The following is an 18,454-nucleotide window of genomic DNA, read 5'->3' on the forward strand; positions in this document are numbered from 1 at the left end:
ATGAAAGCTTCTCTTCGGCAAGATCGAGTTTTGAAAAACTGTATAAAGACTTGGGGTTGGGAAAGCGAAAATGCTAACTAGTCCACTTTCCCTGTCCATAATTCAGAGCATTCCAAGTCCAAGAAAGCTGTTATGGATTTTTGCAATTGCCAAAACCATAGCCATTTCATCCGTTGGCGGTCTTCTGCTAAAACGCACCACTCTGTAGCAACGTAAAGACTTTGAACTGCGGTAAGTTTATAATCGTTGACCAATTGCTCCCAATCATAGCCAAAAACACCATTGCTGATGAGATTTGCATGATATTCACGCAAAATTGGAATTTCCCATTGCCTACGTAAATCAGTCTCCCACCAATGCACCATCATATACGCAAGATCGCTTACTCCTAGCCAGGTAGTTAAAGACCAATCAAACGGTTGGCGATCGATGAGATAGGTTTTGCCGTTTCCATTTAGGGGAGACAGGACATTACCAGGGTTAAGATCACCATGAATTAGCGTAAAGCCAGATGGGTTTTTTGTACGCTCAATCATCTTGTGAGGATGATTTTCAAATACATCCATTAACAATGACTTCCATGAATCATCAATTTCGGTCTTAATCTCCTCTAACATTGGTAATAATCCAGGTTGAACGTGAGCTACATATCGCTCAATTTCTGTCTGGCTAGTAATATTACTGTCAATAACTCGTAATTTTTCAACACCCCACCAATGAGCGTGTAATGTGGCTAATGCTTTAGCAACTGCACAACCATAGGCAAGTGTCGGCTGAATTCGTCGGTTGTCACAATGGCTTATAGATAAGTCTTCTAAAAGAAGGTGATAACGACGAGGATTTTCTGCATATCTTGCATGGTAGCAAGTAGGTATAGGTCGATTTGCTAGCTCAATGTAATCCCGTATATAGTAATTGACTTCAGATTCACCGAAAATGTCATTGTTATCTGCGCAAATTTTCAGCAGCAGGGATGCTGGTAATGTACCTGTTGTTTCTGATTGATACTGAAGCTGAATTTTAGTAATCTGAGAATTACTACTATTTAAGGCTTCAATAGCAAAATTTTGGATAGAGTCAGTGGCGAGTGCTGAATTGAGCCAGTCAAGGTTAATTTGATTAATATTAGTAATGACTTTATCTGTATGCATTTGTGTTTATCTATGGTTTGATTTACATCAAGCATAAATTCAGGAGCTTCTAATTTCCTGAGATTACTGTAGAATGTGGATTGTAATTTTCAGATTTAACTATTTAATCATATAAATAACGTATAGCAATTTTAAATAATTCGTGAAAATCTCTCTTGATTCTCTCGGCGTCTGGAGCGATCGCCTACGGCAAGCCACTCTGTGTTTACGTTATAAAAAATTATTTCTCATAAGTTAGATAGGATTACTATACCAAAAGCAGATGCGATCGCAGCTAATTTTGACAATTTTAAAAAGTATTTAATTACATCTAAAATAACCTGGTGATTGAAAATAAAAATAGCGTAGTTGCAGAAGCAAGCTACGCCCATTATGTATGATGACTTAGCAAGATCAAGTGCTGCGATCGCCTACAGTCCACCGTAGGCGATCGCAGATGAAAAGCCTTCATAACTTTTTTCAAAAACCCAACACTTGCATTGATTTTTCAAGTACTTCTTTGGGGCGAAATGGTTTAGTTAGATATAAGTCTGCACCAACTTCAATTCCTTTTTGTTTATCAAATTCCTGTCCCTTGGCTGTCAAGATTACAATGTAGATGTCAGTCATTTGCAGGTCGTGTTTAACAATGTGGCAGACTTGCAGACCATTCATTTTCGGCATCATCACATCAAGAAAAACTAGATTTGGTTTTTCAGTTTTAATAGTTTCGAGAGCTTCTTCTCCATTTCTAGCAGTTAGAAGTTCAACACCTTCATCTTCTAATGCTTCTAAGGCTTGTTCCATCAAAATCAATATATTGGGTTCATCGTCAACAATTAAAATTTTCTGGGTCATAGGGATTGGGGATTGGGGATTGGGGATTGGGGATTGGGGATTGGGAATTGGGAATCGGGCATTGGGCATTGCAAACAGGCAGAGGGGCGGGGGGCGGAGGGGAAAACTCTGCTCCCTTGCTCCCTGCTCCTCTGCTCTCTTGCTTCTTCCCCAGTCCCCAATCCCTAGCAATTACTGTTCAGACAGCATAATAAAAAATACATTTTCCAACTCCTTCTCAAAGCGTAGAGTTTTCACCAAATCGGCTTCTTGAGAGAAGATAGAATCGATGATGATCATGTCAGGTTTGGCTAACAGGGCTTTATAAATGCATTCTTGGGGATCAGAAGCTTCAATCACGCTGTATCCCTGAGTTTGCAGTACATCTGATAGGGTTTTTAAGGCTGATGCATTTTTATCTACAACCAATACCTTTTTACTAGAAGTGCCTTGGTAAAGCAGTGAGCCAATTTCGTTGAGGAGTTTTTCTGTGTCAATGGGCTTGGTGAGATAGCGATCGATGCCAATGTGGTAGCCCCGTTCTTTGTTTTCAATAATCGACAGAATGATAATCGGAATGTCTGCGGTTTGAGGATCGTTTTTGAGAACGGCTGCCACATCGAAGCCGTTGATTTGGGGCATCATCACGTCCAAGAGAATCAGATCGGGACGGGCTGTTTTGATTTGATGAATTGCATCCATACCATCTTTTCCTTCGCGAACATTGTAGCCTTCGTTTTCCAATTGTTGGCGGAGCAATTCCCGAATGTTAGCGTCATCATCTACAACCAAAATGGTTTTACGGTTTTGGTTCAGCACAGCATTTTTGGTGATGACGTGTTCTTTGAGTTGTTTGACTAGCGTATCCAAATTCAGATTAGCAGTATTTTTTTGATCGCTGGTGTAGGTAGGAATGATGAACGAGAATATACTGCCTTTACCTGGTTCACTCTCAACCCAAATTCTACCGCCATGATGATCGACGATTTGTTTACAGATGGGCAGTCCTAACCCTGTGCCTTTGGGTTTGTCGGTGAGGGTGTCGCCAACTTGGCGGAATTTCTCGAATACTTTCGGCTGGTCTTCAGGTGCAATCCCAATGCCTGTGTCAATGACGCTGATGCAAACACCGTCGTTTTCTTGTTTGACACGGCAGGTGACACAGCCAGATTCGGTAAACTTAACGGCATTAGAAATTAGGTTGATTAAAACTTGCAGCAAACGGTTGCGATCGCCTACTATCTGAGGCAGTCCAGGTTCAATCTCGCTGACCAACTGCAAGCCGTTGGTTTCAAACAACCCGGCAGTAGAATTGGTTGCCCAATCCAGTAATTCGCTGGGATCGATCGGCTGCATCTGCCATTCCACCTTACCTGCTTCCATTTTGGCGATGTCCAGGACATCGTTAATCAAAGATGTGAGCCGTTCTGCTTCCGACACAATAATATTGAGATTGTCAGCCACCCGCTTAATCGTTTTCTGAAGCTTGCGGTCTTCGGTAGAAATCATTGGGAACACATCGGTTTCCAGCTTTTCTTGAATGATGGACGCAAAACCAAGGACAGAAGTCAGTGGCGTCCGCAGCTCGTGGGAAACTGTTGAGATGAAGTCGGTCTTCATCTGGTCGATTTCCTTTTCTGCTGTCACATCTCGAATTAGCAGCGCCGAACCGAAGCAGGTAGAGGGTTCTGCATCTGCTGTCTTTTTGAAAATGGCGGTTGCTACTGCTTGACCAATGCGTTCTTTGGTCAGTGCAACTTCGGCAGAGAACACCTCCCCAGGATGGGACTGAGTTCGTGCAACCAGGTCTGCTAAACCAGATATCGGCAATTCTCGGTAGTGACCGTTGAGGGCGCTAGCTGTCAATCCATACATGGCTAAAAAGGCGGGATTGAAGTGGGTGATTTGTCCTGCGGTGTCTGCCACCAACAAACCATCTGCTAAGTTATCTAAAATGGCATTTAATCCCTGTGCTTCTGCTAGGGTATTTTGCAGGGCAGCCGTCCGCTCTTCAACTCTGGCTTCCAGTTCTTGATTCAGTTGCCGCAGAGCGATTTCTGCTTGTTTGCGGGCAGTGATGTCAGTATTGATTTCCAGCACCGCGCAAGGTTGACCAGAGATGTCCCGTTGCAACGTCCATCGGCTTTGGACGGTAATCAGTTTGCCTTCATGGGTGAGATGTTCCACTTCTCCTTCCCAATTTCCTTGCTCTAATAACTCTGCGACAATTTCTTCCTTTGGCTTGAGAAAGGTTTTTTTGATAAAAGCTTGAATGCATTGGTCTTTCACTTCCTCACGCATCCAACCGTAGAGCCTTTCGGCACCCTGATTCCAGTGAGAGATTTTATCGCTCATATCGCGGACGATGATGGCATCGCTGGAATGATTCAACATATCCATCAGACGCTGATTTTCGGCTTCTGCCAGTTTGCGATCGTGAATATCGGTGCAAGCGCCAATCCATTCCCGAATACTGCCGTCTTCTTCCAGAACGGGGGCACCACAGACAGAGAAGTAGCGGTATGTGCCATCCTTGCCACGCAGCCGATATTCGGTTTGGTAGATACCTCGGTTTGCCACAGCAGCATTCCAAGCTTCTGTGGAACTGGCACGGTCATGGGAGTGAATCGGATCTAGCCAGCCCCAACCCTCAACTTCAGCTTCGCTCTGCCCCGTATACTCAATCCAGGTGAGCATTTCCCTGCTTATTCCCAGTCCTTCCGGGGTAGCTCCCCAGATGATCTGTGAAGTAGCAGTTACTAACGACCGATATCGTTCTTTAAGACGCTGATTTTCGGCTTCTGCCAGTTTGCGATCGTGGATATCGGTGCAGGTGCCAATCCATTCTCGAACGCTACCGTCTGCTTCTAGGATGGGGGTGCCACAGACAAAAAAGTAGCGGTATGTGCCATCCTTGCCACGCAGCCGATATTCGGTTTGAAAGAGACTCTGATTCGCCACAGCAGCACTCCAGGCTTGGGCTGTGCGGGTACGGTCATCAGGATAAATCGGATCGAGCCAGCCTAAATCCTCGATTTCATCTGCACTCTGACCTGTATACGCTAACCAGGTAAGCATTTCACTGCTTACCGCCAGTCCTTCAGGTGTAGTCACCCAGACAATTTGTGAGCTGGCAGTCACCAAAGAGCGAAACCGTTCTTCGCTCTGTTGCAGAGTTTGTTCTGCTAACCTGCGATCGTGAATATCGGTGCAGGTGCCAATCCACTCGCGGATGCTGCCATCTGCTTCCAAAACAGGAGTTGCATTGCCAAAAAAGTAGCGATAAGTGCCGTCTTTGGCACGAATCCGATATTCAAGTTGATAAAGACTCCGGTTCGCCACAGCAGCACTCCAAACTTTAGCACTCTCGGCGCGGTCATCGGGATGCATGACATCTAACCAGCCCCAGCCCATCATTTCGGCTTCACTTTGACCTGTATATGCTTCCCAACCGACTATTTCAGAGTTTACCATTCCTTCTGGCGATGCCGTCCAGACCATTTGTGAAGTGGCAGTTACTAAAGAGCGATATCGTTCTTTAAGACGCTGATTTTCAGCTTCTGCTAGCTTGCGATCGTGAATATCAGTGCAGGTGCCAATCCACTCCCGAACGTTGCCATCTTCTTCTAGGACAGGGGCACCCCAGACCCAAAAGTAGCGATAGTTGCCATCCTTGCCACGAATTCGGTATTCAATTTGATACATATTCTGGTTTGCCACAGCAGCACTCCAGACTTCTCCAGTGTAGGCGCGATCGTCAGGATGAACGGCATCAATCCAGCCCCCATTTTCCGCTTCAGCTAGACTTTGACCTGTATAAGCTATCCAGCTTGCCAGTTCAAAGCAAATTCCATCTGGTGTGCTTACCCAGACAATTTGTGCAGTAGCTGTCACCAAAGAGCGGTATCGGGCTTCACTCTGTTTCAGGATTTGTTCAGTATGTTGACGTTCCTGCTGAACGCGTCGAAGGTCGCTGATGTCCTCCACACTACACCAGATCAGTTGCTCTCCATCTTTCTCAATCATCAGTCCAGATAACCTTACCGGAATTAGATGCCCGCCTTTGTGGATGTACTCCTTCTCATAAGGCCCATAGCGACCAGTTCGTTCCAAGTCTTTTAGGCAAGATTGCTCCATAGCAGCATATTTTTCTGGGGTAATCTGCCAGTAGCTGAGATTCAGGGTTTCTGGAACAGTACGCCCCAAAATGGCAGCATAGGCGGGATTGATGCTAATTAGCGTCCCATCTGTTCGGCATAGTGCTAGCCCAACAGGACATTGTTCAAATAGCTGACTATTGTATTCATCAAGTTGGTTAAACATGATTGAGGTTTCTTTAGTGGCGTATTTGGGTAGGGTTAGAACAACAGAACCAAGACAACAAAGTGGCGTAAAGCCTTAACGAAATTGGGTGGCGTTGGAACATCTGATAAATTTGATCGGGTGATGCACCTTCCACCTCTGGACTGTGCTGCGAAAGTCGCTGGATCAGTTGAGTATGGCGGATCAGCAGATCCGTCGGTTTGAGCATTGGAACTGTTGATGGAATGAAGCCGTCGGTATCGGGAGTCCGGGATGATTCCGTTGTGGAAGTTGGCAAGGCAGAGGTGCTATTTTGTTCTTCAGTAACGTCTGCCAATGCACAATTTATTGGAATCTGAATCCAGAATTCTGTGCCTTCACTCGGTTGAGAACGACACTTAAGCATTCCCCCATGTTTGTCTACAACAATTTGGTAGCTGATTGCCATGCCTAACCCCGTTCCCTTCCCAACGTCTTTCGTGGTGAAGAAGGGATCGTAAATGCGGCGGATTATCTCCTCCTTCATGCCTGGGCCGTTGTCGGCAATGCGAATTACAACCCACTGGTGGTCAATGGCTATGGTACGAATAGTAATTTGGGGATTGGGGGTTGCGGATTGGGGATTATTTTTGACTCCCCAATTTTCCATGCTTTCTTCCAAAGCATCAATGGCATTTGCCAGGATGTTCATAAACACCTGATTCAACTGTCCGGGATAGCATTCAATCAGGGGAAGTTTTGCATAGTCTTTAACGATTTCAATTGCCGGACGATGAACATCTGCTTTCAGGCGATGATGAAGAATCATTAAGGTTCCATCGATGCCATCGTGGATGTTCACGGCTTTCATTTCAGCTTCATCATGGCGGGAGAAGTTTTTCAGGGATTGGACAATTTCGACGATGCGACCTGTGCCCAGTTTCATCGAATCTAGCAGTTTGGGGAAATCCTGCATGATAAATTCCAGGTCTATATTGTCTAACTCTGATTCCAGTTCTGGAGGAGCAACAGGTAGAAATTTCTGATACTTTTCCAACAGGTGTAACAAGTCTTGAGCGTATTCGGCAACATACTTTAAATTGCCGCAAATAAAGTTAACCGGGTTGTTGATTTCGTGGGCAACTCCGGCAATAAGTTGTCCAAGACTGGACATTTTTTCGCTTTGGATTAACTGAGTTTGGGCTAATTGCAACTCATGGAGAGCTTGCTGAAGCTTCTGTGTCTGGGCTTTTGCCTGGACGGCTGCTTGAGTGCTTTGCTCGTAAAGCACAGCTTTGTCAATGGCGATCGCTGTTTGAGAGGCAAAGATACTCACCAGTTTCAGGTGTTCAGCCTTGTATGAGTCAGTTTTGGCCGTTCCAATAGCGATCGCTCCCAGTACCCGCTCTTTGGCTCGTAACGGTACACAAATCATTGCACTAACGTTTTTTTGCCCCTCTAATCGCGGATCGGCTTGCACATCATTGACGAGTTCGGCCCGGTTGGATTGCACAATGTTGCCGATAATTCCCTTACCCGGTTCCGGCTGATTGTGGTCAAAAAACACTCCAAATTCGGCAATGATTTCAAACGCAGTTGCATCTGGACTCAAAAGCAGAATCATCCCCGCAGATGATTCAATTAATTGACTCAATTCTTGAAGCACAAGTTGGGCAATCTGTCGCGTATCTAAACTTGTTGTCAGTTGAGTCGAGATATCGTCAAACAAATCAATTTCCTGATATCGCTCCAGCAATTCTTTGGCGAGTACTTTCTTCTCAGCTTCCTGCTTTGCCAAAAACGAGAGCAAATTTGCAAGTATAGTTGCCTGTTCTTCTCCAACAACCCAACCGATGATTTCTCCTGAAACCTCGATTGGATAACGGTTTTCTACAGTTTGCTCCCCAATGCTAATTAGTTTCGTGCCGTCTACCAGTTCAACATCAATCGCGATGTTGAACTGGTAGACTAAGTTATGAATAAGAGATGGCAACTCTTTTTTGTTGAGCATCTTTCTGAGGCTAACTGCGGGCATGAAACACCTCATCTAGAGCAGGTTGCAAATTTCTCACAATCAGTGTTGGTTTGTTGGAGTAGTTTCTCAAAGAGAAACCTACACTGTATTGCAACCTCCTGCCACCTTCACCGTAGCTATCCGTACTCCTTTGCATAAGCAAGCTAGGACTAGCATCTCTTGAAAAGAGAGGAATTGTCATAAAAATCTAGGGATATAATAGTTTACTAATTAAGACTAGTTTTCCCAAAAACCTTAAGGATATAACAGCGAAGTCGAGCGGTAGCAAATACCTTTAAACTCTTTACCAGAGGCATTCTTGCGTTCTTATAACTCGCTTACTTGTTTGATAAGTTCTAGAACAACTATAAGTAAAAAATTCTTAGTTAGATAAAAGCATAGATTGAAGTCTATGGTAAATTAATGTGTCTTGTTGCTATTCCTCATAAATTGGGAATTAGTTTTCGAGTATATAGGTAGAACGCATTTCTAAGAGGAGAATAATCGCCTTGAGTGTACAAAAAAAGCTGCGATCGCAGCTTCTTTTGGTAATTTTAAAAAGTATTTAGGTAAGTGCTAGTTTTAGTTAGATCCGAGAGTCGCGAAAACAAAGTCTGAGTAATCGCAGTCTGCGCAACCACATTTGTGCAGGTTGTTCAAAGAAGGTGAAAATATCGCCGAAACCTAAATTAGTTTTGTGATGATGTAACCAGTGTCTCTCAGGAGTTGTAATAAATAGAATTTGACATAAGATATTTACAGGCTTTGGAGTTTGCCAACCCAGTACACTTATGTGTCTCCACCATACATGAAACTGACCAAGCAGTAATCCAGAGATAACGCCAATGGGAGAGAAAGACCACAAGACTACTGCTATAAGTACATAAGGTAAAGCTCCCAATATACCATCTAAAAGAACCTGGGGATTAAAAGTCAAAATAGCATAGTGGCGGAAGTCCTTTTTCCAGGAGTGGTGCGTTTTTAAATGAAGGCTACCAAAAACGTGCTCAGGTACGTGGTAAAAGAATGTAGATAGAAAATCGCCAAAAAACAGTAATAACCAAGCAACAGCGATAGCCTCAAGCATTTGTACTCCTCAAGAATAGTTAAGAAAACTCCACAGAAAATATGCAAATGTCATGCTGTGGGCGTAGACACCTAGTTTTCCGCTATTCAAGCAGCATCTGTGCGTCTCATGTGTCTACGCTCCAGCTAATTTGGCTCAGAGTATATGTAATTGGGTGAGTTGCAGTTTCATAAATCTCCGATCCTTAATGAAGTAAATAGCAACTCGTAAGAACCTCCAATTTGACTTTTAGCTCTGGATTAATGGTAGCAATACATCTAAAATCCGATTGGGATACAGTATTTTACCATAGTTACTACACAATCTTCTTACTAAGACATACAGCGTAAGCAAAGGTTGAGTTAAAGTTAGTACAAATTTAGGTTAAGGCTTTCTGCAATATTGTTAATTATAAAAATATTGCAATTAAGCTTCAATTATGAATCCAATTAGAATGATATAAATAGATATTTTGCCAATATTCATTGAGTTATTGAGGTGAATAAAGCAGGCTTATAGTTTAATTGAAAGGCTGTAAAATTTGGAGCATCTAGAATTAACTATATGCCATAGATATTTTCTATCAATTGAGTAATAATATTAGCTCTCAACCTGCACCTTCAATGATGAATGAACATTGAAAAGACAGGGATACTTTTATAATTTCTCTTTATTTGCCAAGTGCGTTTGAATTCGCTTACTCTAGACTATTCGTTCGCTCTTGTTGTAGACACTGGCGACTTGATGTGTCACCCTTGTCCTGTGATTGCTGCTGCACATAGCAAGCTATGCGCAGCGAACGTTAGGCATGAGACTACAGCCTAAGCTAAAAGGGATAAAAAATTAAATGATAGAGTACCAAATATTGATTCTTCCTTTATCATTTATAGACAAGTTAGTAAATCAGTAAAGCACACCTGCAATATTTATTTACAACGTGTCCTATTGAAAGGGTATTTTAGTATATCCAAAATTTAGGTTACTTTCCAGTTGGAAGGTAAAATCAGGATTTGAAGTTATGATTACACGATTTATCTGTTTCAGTATGAACAAAAAATGGGCGGTCAAGCGAATCACTATAAACCTGGCATCAAATGAAGCCAAAAACCTTGAAAAATATTGTGAACGGACAGGCAGACCAGCAACGGATGTCATTAGAGAACTTATTCGAGCCTTGCCACTGACGAAATAAAAGTAGATTTGCGAACCATTTCACCTTGGTTCATTTTCAAGATACAAGCATTAGAATTTGGTTTAATTGGAGGTGTTAAATTAAGAGGTAGTAATTTTTTGTAATGATTGAGAGGGACGTAAAAATTTAATTTCTGGCGTGCTGCGCTCATTTACGGCGGGCGCAACGCGCCGAAAAGAAGATGACACGATCGCTATTATTGAGTTGCACAATGAGGAGTGAGAGAATATTTTTTGGTTCTGTGATTATACTTATTCTGTCGTCATCTTCGTCAGAAAATAATCTCTAACCCATATTGTTTAAAATTTTTGCAACAAACAACAGCATTGAGGTAGCAAATATACAGTCGTGAGGAGCTAATCTATGATTACTGCTCTTGCAATTAAGTCGGTGGGGGTAAATATTTGTCGTTGAGATAAAGCAGGAGGGAAGAGGGTTTTAGCCTCGTTCATTTTTGTTAACATAATTTGGTTTTATTCTACCGACCTACTTACTCACGTCAGAGTAAAATTAAAAACCTTTGTCCAAATCTGCAACACCTTCTACTTCAGCGATGACTCTTCTGGACTGGGGCTTTTCAGGCTTGGCGTCAAAGTTCAGCAGTTCAAGGCAAAGCTTGAATGAATTCTCGAATCACGTCTATTGCTAGTCTGCCTGTCTGTTCACTATACTTTTCAAGATTTTGGGCTTCATCTAATGTCAAGTTTATAGTGATTCGCTTAAGCGCTCTTTTTTTACTAGAGGTTGTCAAACGGGGAAATTTAAGTGCAGCAGTTTTATTCATTGATTGATAAGCTAGAGATATACAAACTTTCCTTCTCAAGATTGCCAATTTTGAGCTGTCTTTACCAGTGAAAATCGAGATTTTGAGATTGAACTTAAGCTTTACACCCCAAAAATATTACGGAGAATACGAGGTATTAAATAATTAACACTATACGTAATAAATCTACCATCACCAAATGTAAGAAGCTTTCGGCTGAAGAGATGATGTCAGCAATGCCCTAGAGTCCAGATAGTTTGTTGAGCAAGCGGTGTTGAATTACCGAGATAAGTGGATGCCAAAGGAGGTTTTTATCAGTAAATATTTTGGTAATATACCTGTTTTAAATCCTCTGCAAAATGAGATTATTCGTTTGTTATGGCTATTACCCCATATCTATAGCAACCTAGTAGATAATTCCTTTTAGTAAAAATAAAAAGTGATTAAACGAACAGTGAGTTAATACATGACTTTACAGAATTGGAGACGTAAGCGTGGCGTTGCACTTACTACCAAGGGTTTACAAAAAATTAAGGAAGCAAAGCATCAGTCAGAAGCAAAAGAAAATTTTGGAAATCGGTATACTCTTGAAGAAATGAGTGTACGTTCTGGTTTATATTCCGCCACCATCTCGAAAGTATTGAATCGAGAAGGAGGAGTTGACAAACAGACTATTGAGAAGCTTTTTTCAGTTTTTAACTTAAAAATAGATAAAAGTGACTATTCAAGCTCAAATACTCATCTAGATTGGGGAGAGGCTATCTTTAACTCAGCTTTTTCTGGGCGTATAGAAGAACTTATTACACTAGAGCAATGGATTCTCAATGAGCACTGCCAATTGGTTGCGCTATTAGGAATAGGAGGTATTGGAAAAACAGCACTGTCTGTAAAGTTTGCTCAAAAAATTCAGGACAACTTTGAGTATGTGATCTGGCGATCGCTACGAGAAGCACCGCCTGTTAAAATTATTCTAGGTAACTTAATCCAATTTCTATCTGACGAACAGGAAACCGAAAGTAACTTACCAGAAAGCTTTAGCGATCGCGTATCGCGACTACTCTATTATTTACAAAATTATCGCTGTTTAGTGATCCTCGATAATGTAGAATCAATTCTCCGCAGTGGTAGTCGCGCTGGACTTTATCGAGAAGGATATGAGGAATATGGTGAGCTTTTAAGACGGGTGGGAGAAGCAACTCACCAAAGCTGCTTAGTGTTGACTAGTCGTGAAAAACCTAGAGAAATAGCATTTTTGGAAGGACAAGCGCTACCTGTTCGCTCATTGCCACTGAGTGGATTGAAGGTGGCGGAAGGGCAAGAAATTTTAAAACTCAAGGGACTATCGGCGGCAGAGGATGAATGGAAAGTAATGATTGAACGTTACGCAGGCAATCCATTAGCCTTAAAGATAGTTGCCACGACTATTCAAGATGTTTTTGATGGTAATGTGACTGGATTTTTACAACAAGACACGGCTGTCTTTGGAGACATTCGCGATATCTTAGAGCAGCAGTTTGAGCGCTTGTCAGATTTAGAAAAGGAAATAATGTATTGGCTAGCGATTAATCGTGAGCCAATGGCGTTTCCAGAATTGCGAAATGATATTATATCACAAGTACCGCAAGCAAAATTAATGGAGGCTGTGGAATCTCTGGTAAGGCGATCGCTAATCGAGAAGGCTTCTCTACGAGAGACTGCGCGTAGCTTGCTTCCCCGTAGGGGTACGCTAATGCAAACGCCTACGCTGATTGAAAAAAGTGAAGCACTATTCACACTTCAGCCTGTGGTCATGGAGTATATGACTAATAGATTGATAGAACATATTTGTGAAGAAATTGTCACTCAGAATATTGATTTATTTAGGCGTCATGCTTTGATAAAGGCTACTGGTAAAGACTATGTTAAAGATATTCAGATTCGCCTTATCCTTAAACCAGTCATAGATGGGTTACTTAACCACTTAAGAAGCAAAAAAAATATTGAAAGTCAGTTAACTCAAATTCTTGCAAGACTGCGAGAAGAATCTCCGCTAGAACCAGGGTATATGGCTGGCAATATTTTTAATCTGTTTTGTCATCTAGAGACGGATCTAAGTGGCTATGATTTTTCTTATCTAACTGTTTGGCAAGCAGACCTACGCAACGTAAATTTGCACAATGTAAATTTTGCTCATGCCAATCTAAGTAAATGTGTTTTTGCTGAAACACTAGGGGGGATTCACTCAGTGACATTCAGCCCAGATGGAAAACTTTTAGCGACAGGAGATACTAATAATGAGATTCGCCTGTATCAGGTTGCGGATGGAAAACAACTGCTTATTTGCAAGGGACACAAGGGTTGGATATGGCCAGTTACCTTTAGTCCTGATGGTCGTGTTCTCGCCAGTGGCAGTGATGACCAAACAGTAAAGCTATGGGATATTAGCAGTGGGCAATGCCTCGCAACCTTAGAGGGTCATAGCGGTGGAATATGGTCTGTTTCCTTCAGTTCGGATGGTAATATGCTGGCAAGTGGCAGTGAAGACACAACGGTGAGGTTGTGGGATGTCGGCAGCGGTCAATGCATTAAGATTCTACAGGTATCCAGTCGGGTATGGGCAGTCGCATTTAGTCCTGATAGTACAATACTTGCGAGTGGAAATGATGATCACACTGTGAGACTGTGGGATATCAGCATTGGTCAATGTATCAAAATCTTGCTGGGACACACCCATAGGGTGCAGTCTATCGCCTTTAGCTTGGATGGTTCGCTAGCTAGTGGTTGTCATGACCAAACATTAAGGGTGTGGAATATCAGCAGTGGTCAATGTCTTCAAATTCTGCAAGGCCATACTGACTTAATAAATTCTGTTGCCTTTAGTTTAGATGGTCGTAAGTTGGCAAGTGGGAGTGATGACCAAACAGTTAAGCTGTGGGATGTGAGTACAGGTGGATGCATCAAGACTTTGAAAGGACATGGTAGCAAGGTGTGGTCAGTTGCCTTTAATCCTAATGGTACAACGCTAGCGAGTGGTAGTGATGACCAAACGGTTAAGCTGTGGGATGTGAGTACAGGTGGATGCCTCAAGACCTTCCAAGGTTATTGTAATGGGATATGGTCAGTTACCTTCAATCCTCAAGGCACCATGCTTGCTAGTGGTAGTGGTGACCAAACGGTGAGGTTATGGGATGCCAGCACTGGTCAATGCCTCAAAACATTGCGAGGGCATAGTAATCGGGTTACATCAGTTTCTCTTAACCCAAACGGTAGCATCCTTGCTAGTGGTAGTGAGGATCTAACGGTGAAACTATGGGATATTAACACCAGTAAATGTCTCAAAACTTTGCACGGACATAGTAATAGAGTATTATCAGTCGCTTTTAGTCCCAATGGCACGATGCTGGCCAGTGGTAGTGAAGACCAAACAATAAGACTGTGGGATGTTAGCACTGGGCAATGTTTGCGGATTCTGGAGGGACAAACTCATCGGGTATGGTCAGTCGCTTTCAGCCCAGACAGTCATACATTAGTCTGCGGTTGTCACGATCAAACAGTAAGGCTGTGGGATGTTAGCACTGGGCAATGTTTGCGGATTCTGCAAGGTCATACTGACTGGATCTGGTCAGTTGCCTTTAGTCCTGATGGTACAACATTGGTAAGTAGCAGCGGTGACCAAACAGTAAAACTATGGAATGTTAGCACCGGATTGTGTCTTAAAACTTTGTATGGGCATACTAATTGCGTATATTCCGCTACTTTTAGTATAGATGGTTGCACATTAGCAAGTGGTAGCGGAGACCAAACTGTGAAGCTGTGGGATGTCAGCACAAGCAACTGCGAGAAAACTTTATCAGCACACACTAAGTTAACCTGGTCAGTTGCTTTTAATCCTAAAGGTAATACTTTAGCTAGTAGCAGTGAAGATGGGACGATTAAGCTTTGGGATATTTTGACAGGTGAATGCCTGAAAATTCTTTTTAGCTCTAGACCTTATGAAGCGATGAACGTTACCGCTATTACAGGTGTAACTTTGGCGACTATTGCCACTCTAAAAGCTTTAGGAGCGGTTGAGCATAAAAATTAGCAGTACTTTAGTACTACAGTGATTGCTCATTTGTTCTTCATTCAATATCTTGAGATGCTCTCAAATTCTACACTTGTCGTTGATAAAATAGATGTTTCTGAAGCAAGTGAAATTGCGAACTTGTTACCCTCACCTTCATCTACCCTGCCTTACTGTGCAGTATATCCTCCATCAATCATCATATTATGCCCCGTGATGAAGGAAGTCGCATCTGAGCACAACCAAACCACCGTTTTTGCAATCTCCTCAGGCTTGGCAATACGTCCTATTGGATGCGCTGCTGGAAGTTGAGCAATTAAATCTACGGGAAGAGTAGCTAGCATATCAGTTTCCGTAGCACCCGGACTCACGACATTGACTCGGATACCAGATTTAGCATATTCTATTGCTGCTGTTCTAGTTAGGGTAATGACTGCGCCCTTTGTGGCAGAGTAGATGGCATAACCAGGTACACCAACTACAGCACCGACGGAAGCCACATTTACGATCGCCCCGCTGTTGTGTTTGAGCATCGCCCTGATTTCGTACTTGAGGCAGAGCCACGTTCCTTTAAAATTTACGTTAACCAGACGCTCCCAGTCTTCTTCTGAGATATCATCGATGATTAAGCCGGAATTGCCCCCAATCCCAGCATTATTGCAAGCGCAGTCTAAACGACCATAAGTTTTTACAGTTTTATTGACCAGTGCCTCCACTTCAGCAGCATTTGAAACGTCGGTCTTGACAAAAATAGCTTCACCTCCTGTCTCTTTTATCAGGCGTACGGTCTCCTCACTTTCGGCGAGCCGACGGCTAGCAACCACGACTTTTGCTCCAGCCCTTGCAAATGCGATCGCACTCGCCCGACCAATACCTGATGAGGCCCCTGTAACCAGCGCGACTTTCCCATCTAATTGACCTGTCATAAGTGTGTTCCTTCCCTTTTGATTGCTTTGTTTTACACCAACTGATAGCTATTTGCGTTTCCTTAGCGATACTGCACCTACACCAAAAGCTAAGATTTCTAACACAGCAGAAGGTTCAGGGACAGGCACTGGCTCAAGCGCTGAAAACGCTAATTTTCCGATTAGCTTATGAGTGACTGTCGTTGGATGGACTTCATCCCAGAATAAAAACTTGTCTGGGATACATATAACTGGTTGTGTGGTAACTTCAATAGGTACCACTGGTGAATCTCCGATGCATGAGTCAGTTACATTCGTGAGACTGAATTCCTGCGGCTCTGCAATAATCCGATTAAAAAGAGAATTAACATCAAGAGGAATAATGTTGACATTAGGGTTTAGTTCCTGACTCAAAAGTTTGAGGTTTGTGGTCAAGCTGGAATTATGTTTACTGGTAAAAGTGCTAAATAAGCTAGAAACTTGACTATTGCCGCCTGTAACTGGAAACTTTCCTAAATCTGGCAGATTCAATACCATGATATCTCTAGCTCCAACAGCAGCAAGCGATTTTACTGCCGTTGATAAATTTGTAACACTCTGGGTAGGATTGGGAGTGCCTTGGAAAAAGTAATCTAAATAATCATTAGTCCCCGCCCACAAGATGTAAAGGGAGTTTGGATCAGCAGACGGATTTGCTGTTGTAAAGCTGTTGATTTGTTGTTGTAATCCTGGTAGAGTGCTTATTCCTATATTCTTCAATCCTGTAGTTGCGCCACCGAAGGCAAAGTTGGTGTTCGGATTGAAAGTTAACCCGAGATCGGAGGCGAGATATTCCACCCAAACCGAACCATTGGAAAAACGTTTATTAAAGTAAAGTGGATTTGGGGGAACTATTCCGTTAGTTGCATTAAATACATTACCCGTATCGGAAAAGCTATCTCCAAAAACATAAATCTCGTCATAATCCTTTGCCGAGACTTTGAGCGGAAATATCAAGGATAACAGATAAAAGCCCGCTGCCAGAATTTGTTTTTGCACGATTAACTACTGAGTATGCTTTAAATCTTGATAGATAACTTTAACAAGGAGCGAAGCTATGATCTAAAGAACTTTTCAATGCTGATTCAGATTCGTTGAAATGTGGAAAAAGACCTAGTGCTACGTTACTCCAACGGATCACACTTGCAGAGGCGACTCCTGCTGCACCAAAGCCATAAACGAGAACCAAATCATTTTCACGAATTTTACCCATCTGTGCAGCGTGATAAAGATTGGCTACAGTCAGTACTGGCCCAATATTAGCGTACAGAGGGTAGAGATTAAGGGTGCGCTCTGAGTCAATACCAAGTACACGTACACAGAAGCTGGAAAACCAAGCTGTGGTTGTATTGAAAAGAAAAAAGTCAATCCGATCGAGAGTTAAATCGGCTGCCGAGATAGCACCTTCGCAACAGGTACGTAAAAGCTGCGTCGATTCTTCACTGAGCGCATTTTTTGCGTCCTTGTTCAACTGCATACGAATTAGTGGATTGCCTTGCTTGTTTTCTGTAATATTTAAGGTTAATAAGTCACAGAAACAATTGGTATTCACAGTTTTTGTACTGAGTATTCCTTGGTTAGGTTTGACTGAACCGACCACGAAAGCTCCCGCACCATCACCGAGAAACCAAGAAACGGTATCTTCCTCATCGACAAAGCGAGAGTAAGTGCAGGAAATTACTACCAGTACATTGCGGTACTCACCTGCTCGTACTAGAGCAGAAGCAGTTTGCAATGCTACTGGGGTAACACCACACGCTCCATCAAGATTCCATGCAGCACCTTGCAGTCCCAGTTTTCGGGCAAGGAAGGCGGCATTACCAAATCCGATTTGTTCGGGCCAAATCGAGGCTACGAGCATAAGATCGACTTCTTCAGGATTAAGCTTCGCCGCTTTGAGAGCATCACGAGCTGCACGCTCTTCCAGCATCAGCGATGATTCACCTGGAGCAAGTACCCGCTGCTCGACAGTACCACGAAAAGGATCTGACAGATATGGCAACATCTCCAAGTCAAACTCGTTGCTGGGGGTAGAGCCAGCAAGCGAAAACAACCTTCCCAAGCTTTTTTCCTCGATTTGAGCAACTATATCTGGGTATTTCTCTGTGTAATAATCTTTTGTACGTCTGACGCTGGGAAAGTTAACTGCGATCGCGCGAATACCTACTGAGTGATGCACCATGAA

The 18,454-nt window shown here is 42.8% G+C and carries 10 protein-coding genes; 2 read left to right on the top strand and 8 right to left on the bottom strand.

Annotation, left to right across the window (positions count from 1 at the left end; translation table 11 throughout):
* Positions 1-77: 77 nt before the first annotated feature.
* The 5 genes from HWQ40_RS35200 to HWQ40_RS35220 form a co-directional block, all read right to left on the bottom strand.
* Positions 78-1,151, bottom strand: a complete 1,074-nt coding sequence (locus HWQ40_RS35200) for a phosphotransferase (protein WP_292787239.1) — start codon at positions 1,149-1,151, stop codon at positions 78-80.
* A gap of 459 nt (positions 1,152-1,610) precedes the next feature.
* Positions 1,611-1,988, bottom strand: coding sequence for a response regulator (locus HWQ40_RS35205; RefSeq protein WP_190894307.1), 378 nt, complete (start codon positions 1,986-1,988; stop codon positions 1,611-1,613).
* A gap of 171 nt (positions 1,989-2,159) precedes the next feature.
* The gene (locus HWQ40_RS35210; RefSeq protein ID WP_292787241.1) at positions 2,160-6,290 is read right to left on the bottom strand and encodes a PAS domain S-box protein; all 4,131 of its coding nucleotides are present in this window, start codon (positions 6,288-6,290) and stop codon (positions 2,160-2,162) included.
* A gap of 13 nt (positions 6,291-6,303) precedes the next feature.
* Positions 6,304-8,283: an ATP-binding protein gene (locus HWQ40_RS35215; RefSeq protein WP_292787244.1), complete on the bottom strand. Its 1,980-nt coding sequence runs from the start codon at positions 8,281-8,283 to the stop codon at positions 6,304-6,306.
* 565 nt (positions 8,284-8,848) lie between these two features.
* Entirely contained in the window at positions 8,849-9,349 is a 501-nt protein-coding gene (locus HWQ40_RS35220; protein WP_292787247.1) for a fatty acid hydroxylase, read from the bottom strand.
* A 1,024-nt stretch (positions 9,350-10,373) separates the two neighbouring features.
* On the opposite strand from HWQ40_RS35220, the gene HWQ40_RS35225 reads away from it, so the two are divergent.
* A complete protein-coding gene (locus HWQ40_RS35225; RefSeq protein ID WP_292787250.1) occupies positions 10,374-10,520 on the top strand; it encodes a ribbon-helix-helix protein, CopG family in 147 nt (48 codons plus the stop codon).
* Between the two features lie 1,229 nt (positions 10,521-11,749).
* Complete coding sequence (locus HWQ40_RS35235) at positions 11,750-15,346, top strand: NB-ARC domain-containing protein (RefSeq protein WP_292787255.1); 3,597 nt, start codon at positions 11,750-11,752, stop codon at positions 15,344-15,346.
* A gap of 149 nt (positions 15,347-15,495) precedes the next feature.
* On the opposite strand, the gene HWQ40_RS35240 is transcribed toward HWQ40_RS35235, so the two are convergent.
* Genes HWQ40_RS35240 through HWQ40_RS35250 form a run of 3 tightly spaced genes read right to left on the bottom strand, consistent with a single transcriptional unit; the run spans position 15,496 to position 18,451 of the window.
* Positions 15,496-16,251 (bottom strand): SDR family oxidoreductase, encoded by a 756-nt coding sequence (locus tag HWQ40_RS35240; RefSeq protein WP_292787257.1) that lies wholly within the window; start codon positions 16,249-16,251, stop codon positions 15,496-15,498.
* A gap of 48 nt (positions 16,252-16,299) precedes the next feature.
* Complete coding sequence (locus tag HWQ40_RS35245) at positions 16,300-17,268, bottom strand: SGNH/GDSL hydrolase family protein (RefSeq protein WP_292787258.1); 969 nt, start codon at positions 17,266-17,268, stop codon at positions 16,300-16,302.
* A 40-nt stretch (positions 17,269-17,308) separates the two neighbouring features.
* The gene (locus tag HWQ40_RS35250) at positions 17,309-18,451 is read right to left on the bottom strand and encodes a 3-oxoacyl-[acyl-carrier-protein] synthase III C-terminal domain-containing protein (protein ID WP_292787259.1); all 1,143 of its coding nucleotides are present in this window, start codon (positions 18,449-18,451) and stop codon (positions 17,309-17,311) included.
* Between the last annotated feature and the right edge of the window lie 3 nt (positions 18,452-18,454).

It is taken from the genome of Nostoc sp. NMS9 (genome assembly GCF_017114995.1).
GTDB lineage: Bacteria > Cyanobacteriota > Cyanobacteriia > Cyanobacteriales > Nostocaceae > Nostoc.